General features: G+C 72.7%; 5 protein-coding genes and 1 pseudogene. 4 read left to right on the top strand and 2 right to left on the bottom strand.

All coding sequences use genetic code 11. The features are described from left to right. Positions 1-496: pseudogene (locus GC722_RS17550) on the bottom strand (hypothetical protein); the annotation flags it as partial. Between the two features lie 120 nt (positions 497-616). Further along, positions 617-1,576 carry a non-homologous end-joining DNA ligase gene (ligD, locus tag GC722_RS03365; protein WP_156607990.1) on the bottom strand — a complete coding sequence of 320 codons (960 nt, stop codon included), beginning with the start codon at positions 1,574-1,576 and terminating at the stop codon, positions 617-619. Between the two features lie 172 nt (positions 1,577-1,748). On the opposite strand from ligD, the gene GC722_RS03360 reads away from it, so the two are divergent. The 4 genes from GC722_RS03360 to GC722_RS03345 all read left to right on the top strand — a co-directional run bounded on the left by GC722_RS03360 (position 1,749) and on the right by GC722_RS03345 (position 5,979). Further along, positions 1,749-2,768 carry a LacI family DNA-binding transcriptional regulator gene (locus tag GC722_RS03360; protein WP_156607988.1) on the top strand — a complete coding sequence of 340 codons (1,020 nt, stop codon included), beginning with the start codon at positions 1,749-1,751 and terminating at the stop codon, positions 2,766-2,768. A gap of 79 nt (positions 2,769-2,847) precedes the next feature. Then, positions 2,848-4,179: an ABC transporter substrate-binding protein gene (locus GC722_RS03355; RefSeq protein WP_156607986.1), complete on the top strand. Its 1,332-nt coding sequence runs from the start codon at positions 2,848-2,850 to the stop codon at positions 4,177-4,179. Position 4,180: 1 nt separating this feature from the next. Then, positions 4,181-5,125, top strand: a complete 945-nt coding sequence (locus tag GC722_RS03350) for a carbohydrate ABC transporter permease (RefSeq protein ID WP_156607984.1) — start codon at positions 4,181-4,183, stop codon at positions 5,123-5,125. Further along, complete coding sequence (locus GC722_RS03345; protein ID WP_156607982.1) at positions 5,122-5,979, top strand: carbohydrate ABC transporter permease; 858 nt, start codon at positions 5,122-5,124, stop codon at positions 5,977-5,979. Before GC722_RS03350 ends, GC722_RS03345 begins: the two co-directional genes overlap by 4 nt. Positions 5,980-5,982: the final 3 nt, after the last annotated feature.

Raw genomic sequence — 5,982 nt, 5'->3', positions numbered from 1 at the left:
TGTTCAGCAGCAGGAACGCCGGCACCGGGCCGGGAGCGGCGTTGGGCACGAAGAGCACCACCTCGAAGCGGTGGGAGCGGCCGGCGTGGTCGGTGCGGACCTCGACCCGCTTCAGGGTGGCCGCGCCGTCCATCGCGGTCGCGTCGTGCTCGAGCACCTCGAAGCGGCGACGGGCGTGGACGGCGGGCGCCGGCCGACGGCCGTACACCTGGCTGCGGAACAGCTCCAGCAGCTCCTTGCGCCGTCGCTGCCACTCCTGCACCGAGGTGACCCGTGAGCCGTCCTCGCCCACCAGCGGGTCGGGCAGCCGGTAGGCCGGGACGTCGGCCTCGTCGAAGATGAAGCCGGGACGCTCGGCCTCGTTGCGGGCGACCACGGCCGGGTCGGCCTGCCAGCCCCCGAGTCCGTCGGCGCGGGCGGTCCCGGCGCCGCGGGCACCGAGGGCCGCCACGCCCGCCAGCCCTGCTCCGAGCACCACCTGACGTCGGTTCAGCATGTCGGGTCACTTCCTCGTGTCGGCCGGACGGTCCCCTCGACCGTAACAACGACCCCCGGCGGCCGACCAGGGCGGGGGCCGTCGGAGCCCCGGGCGGGACGGTTGCGACGGGAGGGGTGCTCAGTCCTCGTCGGGGGCGGCCTGGCCCGCGCGCTCGTCGCGCTCGGCCCACTCCAGCAGCGTGTCGAGGGTGTGGGCCCGGGCGTCGATGTCGCCGTGCAGGTCGCCCAGCCGGGCGTAGCGCTCCGGCACGGTGGCGATGGTCAGGTCCTGGGGCTCGACGTCGGCGATCTCCTCCCAGGTGACGGGCGTGGACACGGTGGCGTGCTCGTTGCCGCGGACGGAGTAGGCGCTGGCGATGGTGTGGTCGCGGGCGTTCTGGTTGTAGTCGACGAACAGCGCGGCCGGGTCGCGGTCCTTGCGCCACCAGGTGGTGGTGACGTCGTCGGGGCTGCGTCGCTCCACCTCGCGGGCGAAGGCCCAGGCGGCGCGGCGGACGTCCTTGAACCCGAGGGTCGGCTCGATCCGCACGTAGACGTGCAGCCCGCTGCCGCCGGAGGTCTTCGGGTAGCCGACGACGCCCAGCTCGTCGAGCACCTCGTGGCACACCGCCGCGGCCCGGCGCACGGTGGCGAAGTCGCACTCGGGCATGGGGTCGAGGTCGATCCGCCACTCGTCGGGCTTCTCGGTGTCGGCCCGCCGGGAGTTCCAGGGGTGGAACTCCACGGTAGACATCTGCACCGCCCACACCACCTGCGCCAGCTCGGTCACGCAGAGCTCGTCGGCGGTGCGGTCGTAGCGGGGGAAGTGGACCCGGACGGTGTCCACCCACGGCGGGGCGCCGTGCGGCAGCCGCTTCTGGTGCACCTTCTCGCCGGTCACCCCGGTGGGGAAGCGATGCAGCATGCAGGGACGCTCGCGGAGCGCGTTGACGATGCCGTCGCCCACGGCCAGGTAGTACTCGACGAGGTCGAGCTTCGTCTCGCCGCGGGCGGGGAAGTAGACCCGGTCGGGGTTGGTGACGCGCACCACTCGGTCGTCGACCTCGATCTCGACCCCGGGTGACTGAGCCTTGGCCATCGGACCGACGCTCCCCTCGCTCCGTTCGCCGGCGGCACCGAGCCGCGGACGTCCGTCAGCATCCTGCCACGCGGCGGCCCGCGCCCGCCGGACGACGCGGAGAAGCGACCGAGGACGGGGGTTGACGCCCGCACCTCCGTGGTGTTTCGTATTACCTCGGAAGGGGGCACTGATGCCGAAGCCGAGTCAGCGCGACATCGCCGAGCGCGCGCAGGTGTCGCAGACGGCTGTCTCCCTGGTGCTCAACGGCAAGGCCGGCGTCAGCGTCTCGGCCGCCACCCAGGCCCGCATCCGCCGGGCGATGGCCGAGCTGAACTACGTGCCCGACGCCGTCGCCCGCTCGCTGCGGGGCGGGCGCAACGACCTGATCGGGGTGCACACCTACGAGTCCGTCTTCCCGGTCGGGCCCGGCGACTACTTCCACGACTTCCTGGTCGGCATCGAGGAGCGGGCGGCCGAGCTCGGGCGCGACCTCGTGCTGTTCGCCTCCACGCAGCGCCCCGACGGCCGCCGCAGCATCTACGGCGCCAGCGGGAACCGGCTGCGGCTGGCCGACGGCACCGTGGTCATCGGTCTGGAGCGCGACGACGACGAGCTGCGCCGGCTCAGCGCCGAGCACTACCCCTTCGTGGTGCTGGGCCGGCGCGACTCGCTCCCCGAGGCCGCCTCGGTGGGGGTGGACTACGCCCCCGCGGTCGAGCACGTGGTCTCGCTGCTGGCCGAGGCCGGTCACCGCCACCTCGCCTACCTGCGGGGCCGCAAGGACGAGACCCCGCAGCGCGACCGGCGGACGGCGTTCTCCCGCCACGTCGCCGCGCTGGGCCTGGTCGAGCACTGGTACGACCGGGCCGACACCACCGAGAGCACGGGTCCGGCGCGCTGGGTCGCCGACGGGATCACCGCCGTGGTGGTCGAGTCCCCCGAGGACGCGCCGCACGTGGCCGAGCTCGCCGCGGCCACCGGCGTGACCGTCCCGGACCAGCTGTCCGCGGTCTGCCTGGACGCCGTCCCGGCGGGGTCGCCGACCAGCTCCTGGAGCCAGCTCCACATCCCCAAGCGGGCGATCGGGGCACGGACGCTCACCGTGCTGACCGAGATCCTGGACGGCCGGCTGCCGATCGACCACCAGGAGCTCCAGCCCTGCAGCTCAGACGTCTCGCTCAGCACCATCGCACCACCCGACCGCCGCTGATCCCGGGCACCACGCCCCCGACCTCACCGCACCCGTCCACTAATACGAATCATCAGTCATCCCGGACAAAGGAGTTCCGATGCAGATCCCCCACCCGCCGACCCGCCGGTCCGTCCTGGCCCTCACCGCCGCCGGAGCCGTCCTCTCGCTGACCGCCTGCGGTCTGGGCGGCCCCGCCGCGCCCCAGGCCGACCAGTCGGGCAGCGGCGAGCTGACCGTCTGGTTCCCCGGCACCAACACCACCGAGATCGAGCTGGTGACCGAGACGATCGTGCCCCAGTTCGAGCAGGAGACCGGTGCCCAGGTCGAGGTCACGTTCCTGGACTGGCCCGACATGTCCACCAAGCTCAACGCCGCCTTCGCCGGCGGCACCGCCCCCGACGTCTTCGGGCACGGCCCCGCCGCGGTCGCCGACTTCGTCGCCAACGAGCGGGTCGTCGACCTGGGTCCCTTCCTCGACCAGCTCGACGCCGCCGACCGCGAGGACATGGCCGCGGCGCTGCCCGGCGGGCAGGTCGACGGCACCCAGTACCTGATGCCGCTGTCCCTGCAGGCCAACCTGCTGGTCTACGACGCCGACGCCTTCACCGAGGCCGGGCTGGACCCCGACGAGCCGCCGGCGACCTGGGTGGAGGCGGCTGAGATGGGGGCGGAGCTGACCGAGCGCAGCGGCGACCGCATCACCCGCTCGGGGCTGCTGCTGCCGACGCACCCCATCGGGCTGCAGCAGAGCTTCGCCACCCTGCTCTACGCCGACGGCGGCCGTCAGCTCAGCGAGGACGGCACCACCGCCACCTTCGCCACCCCGGAGGGCGAGGAGGTGCTGGACTACATCACCAGCCTCTTCTCCGGCGAGGACGCCGTCGCGACCGGGCTCGGCCGCGACTACAGCACCCTGCCGCCCAGCCAGCAGCCGCTGGTCACCGGTGACGCGGCGATGATGATCGCCACCGCCCCGCAGGTGCAGCAGATGATGGCCGCCGACCCCGACCTCGACCTGCGGGTGGCCCCGCCGATGAGCTTCGACGGCAGCACCGACCCGGCCGCTTTCGGCGGTGCCGGACCCGGCCTGATGATCAACGCCGACAGCCCCGACCAGGAGCTGGGATGGCGCTTCATCGAGTACATGGCCTCCCCCGAGGTCGCCGTCGCCTACACCGAGGGCATCGGGGCCATCCCGATGCGGGCCTCGGCCGCCGACTCGGGCTACGTGCAGGAGTCCGAGACGCTGCAGGCCTTCCTGGCCGCCGCGCCGGCGATGGTGCCCAACCCCAACGTCCCCGGCTGGGTGCAGGTGCGCGACACCATGGCCCAGCACCTCGAGCGCGCCACCAACGGCGCCGTGCCGGCGGCCGAGGCGCTGCGCCAGGCGGCGACCGAGGTGGACGACGTGCTGGCGAAGGCCCGCTGACGTGTCGACCTCGCAGAGCACCCTGGTGGCCGCGCCCGCCGCGGCCCCGGCGACCGCCCCGCCGTCCCCGCGACGGCGGCGGGTCCGCCCGACCCGGTGGGTGGGAGTCCTCTTCGTGCTCCCCGCCACCGTGTACGTCCTCGTCTACCAGCTGGTCCCGGTGGTCTACGGCTTCGTGCTGAGCCTGACCGAGTACAGCCCGCTGAGCCGGTCCGGCCCCGAGTGGGTCGGCGCCGCCAACTACACCGCGCTGCTGCACGACCCCGACTTCGGCCAGGCGCTGCTGGTCACCGGCCGCTACGTGCTGATGGTGCTGCCGCCCACCGTGGCGATCGCGCTCGGGCTCGCTCTGCTGGCGGCCCGCCCCTTCCGGGGTGTGGGGGTGTTCCGGTCCGCGCTCTACGTCCCCCACATCGTGTCGCTGACCACGGTGGCGGTGGTCTGGCTGTGGATCTACTCGCCCAACGGGCTGGTCAACGAGGTGCTGACCACGGTGGGGCTCGCCCCCCAGTCCTGGCTGCTAGAGCAGGAGTCCGCGCTGCCCGCGGTGGCGGCCATGCGGGTGTGGAAGGCGCTGGGCAGCAACATGGTGCTGCTGCTGGCCGGTCTGCAGTCCATCCCCGGCGAGCTGTACGAGGCGGCCAGCACGGACGGCGCCGGCGCCCTGCAGCGGTTCCGGCACATCACCCTGCCGGGGCTGCGGCCGATCCTCACCTACGTGGTGGCGATGGACATCATCTTCCTCGCCCAGGGCTTCGCCGAGCTGTTCATCCTCACCGGCGGCGGACCGCTGGCCAGCACCACCACGGTCAACTACCTGATCTACACCGAGGCCTTCCAGTACAACGGCTTCGGCAGCGCCAGCGCCATGGCGTTCGTGCTGTTCGCCTTCATCGCCGCCTTCTCGTTCCTCTCCATCCGCGGCGTCGCGGGGAGGCGGTCGTGAGCCGGGCGGGCGTGCGCTGGAGCCGGCTGGCGCTGCTGGCCGCGACGGTGCTGGTGCTGGTGCCCTTCGCCTGGATGGTGAGCATCTCGTTCACCCCCGAGGAGCAGGCCTTCTCCTCGGTCTCGCTGCTGCCGGCCGAGCCGACTCTGGTGAACTACGTCGAGGCCGTCACCGACGCCAACCTCGGCCGGGCCATGCTCAACTCGCTGGTGGTGACGGCGGTCCCGGTGCTCACCAACTGCGTCGCCGCGGTGGCCGCCGGCTACGCCTTCGCGCTGCTCCCCTTCCGCGGCAGCACCGCGCTGTTCTACCTGCTGCTGTCGACCGCGGCCATCCCCACCTCGGTCACCCTGATCCCGCTGTTCCTGATGGCGAAGGGGTTCCCGCTGGCCGGCGGGAACGACCTGGCCGGCTACGGCGGGACGGGGCTGCTCGACAGCCTGCCGGGGTTGATGCTGCCCCACCTGGTGATGACGATGAACATCTTCCTGGCCCGGCAGTACTTCAGCACCGCGAACGCCGAGCTGGCCGAGGCGGCCCGCGTGGACGGCGCCGGCGAGTGGCGGATCTTCCGCTCGATCTACCTGCCGCTGTCGCGGCCGATCGTGGCCGTCATCGCGATCTTCACCTTCACCGGGGTGTGGGACGACTTCCTCTGGCCGCTGGTGATCACCCAGTCCCCCGAGGTGCAGACGGTGCAGCTCGCGCTGGCCCAGTTCCTGGCCTCGGGGACGGTCCGCTACGGCACCCTCATGGCCGGCGCGGTGCTGGCCACGCTGCCGGTCCTGGTCATCTTCCTGGCGAACCAGCGCCACTTCGTCTCCGGCCTGGCCGACGGCTCCGTCAAGGGCTGACCC

The organism is Auraticoccus cholistanensis, from assembly GCF_009742705.1.
Taxonomy (GTDB): Bacteria; Actinomycetota; Actinomycetes; order Propionibacteriales; family Propionibacteriaceae; genus Auraticoccus; species Auraticoccus cholistanensis.
Note: the sequence above shows the minus strand (reverse complement) of the source record. Positions and strands in the feature narration are given on the sequence as shown.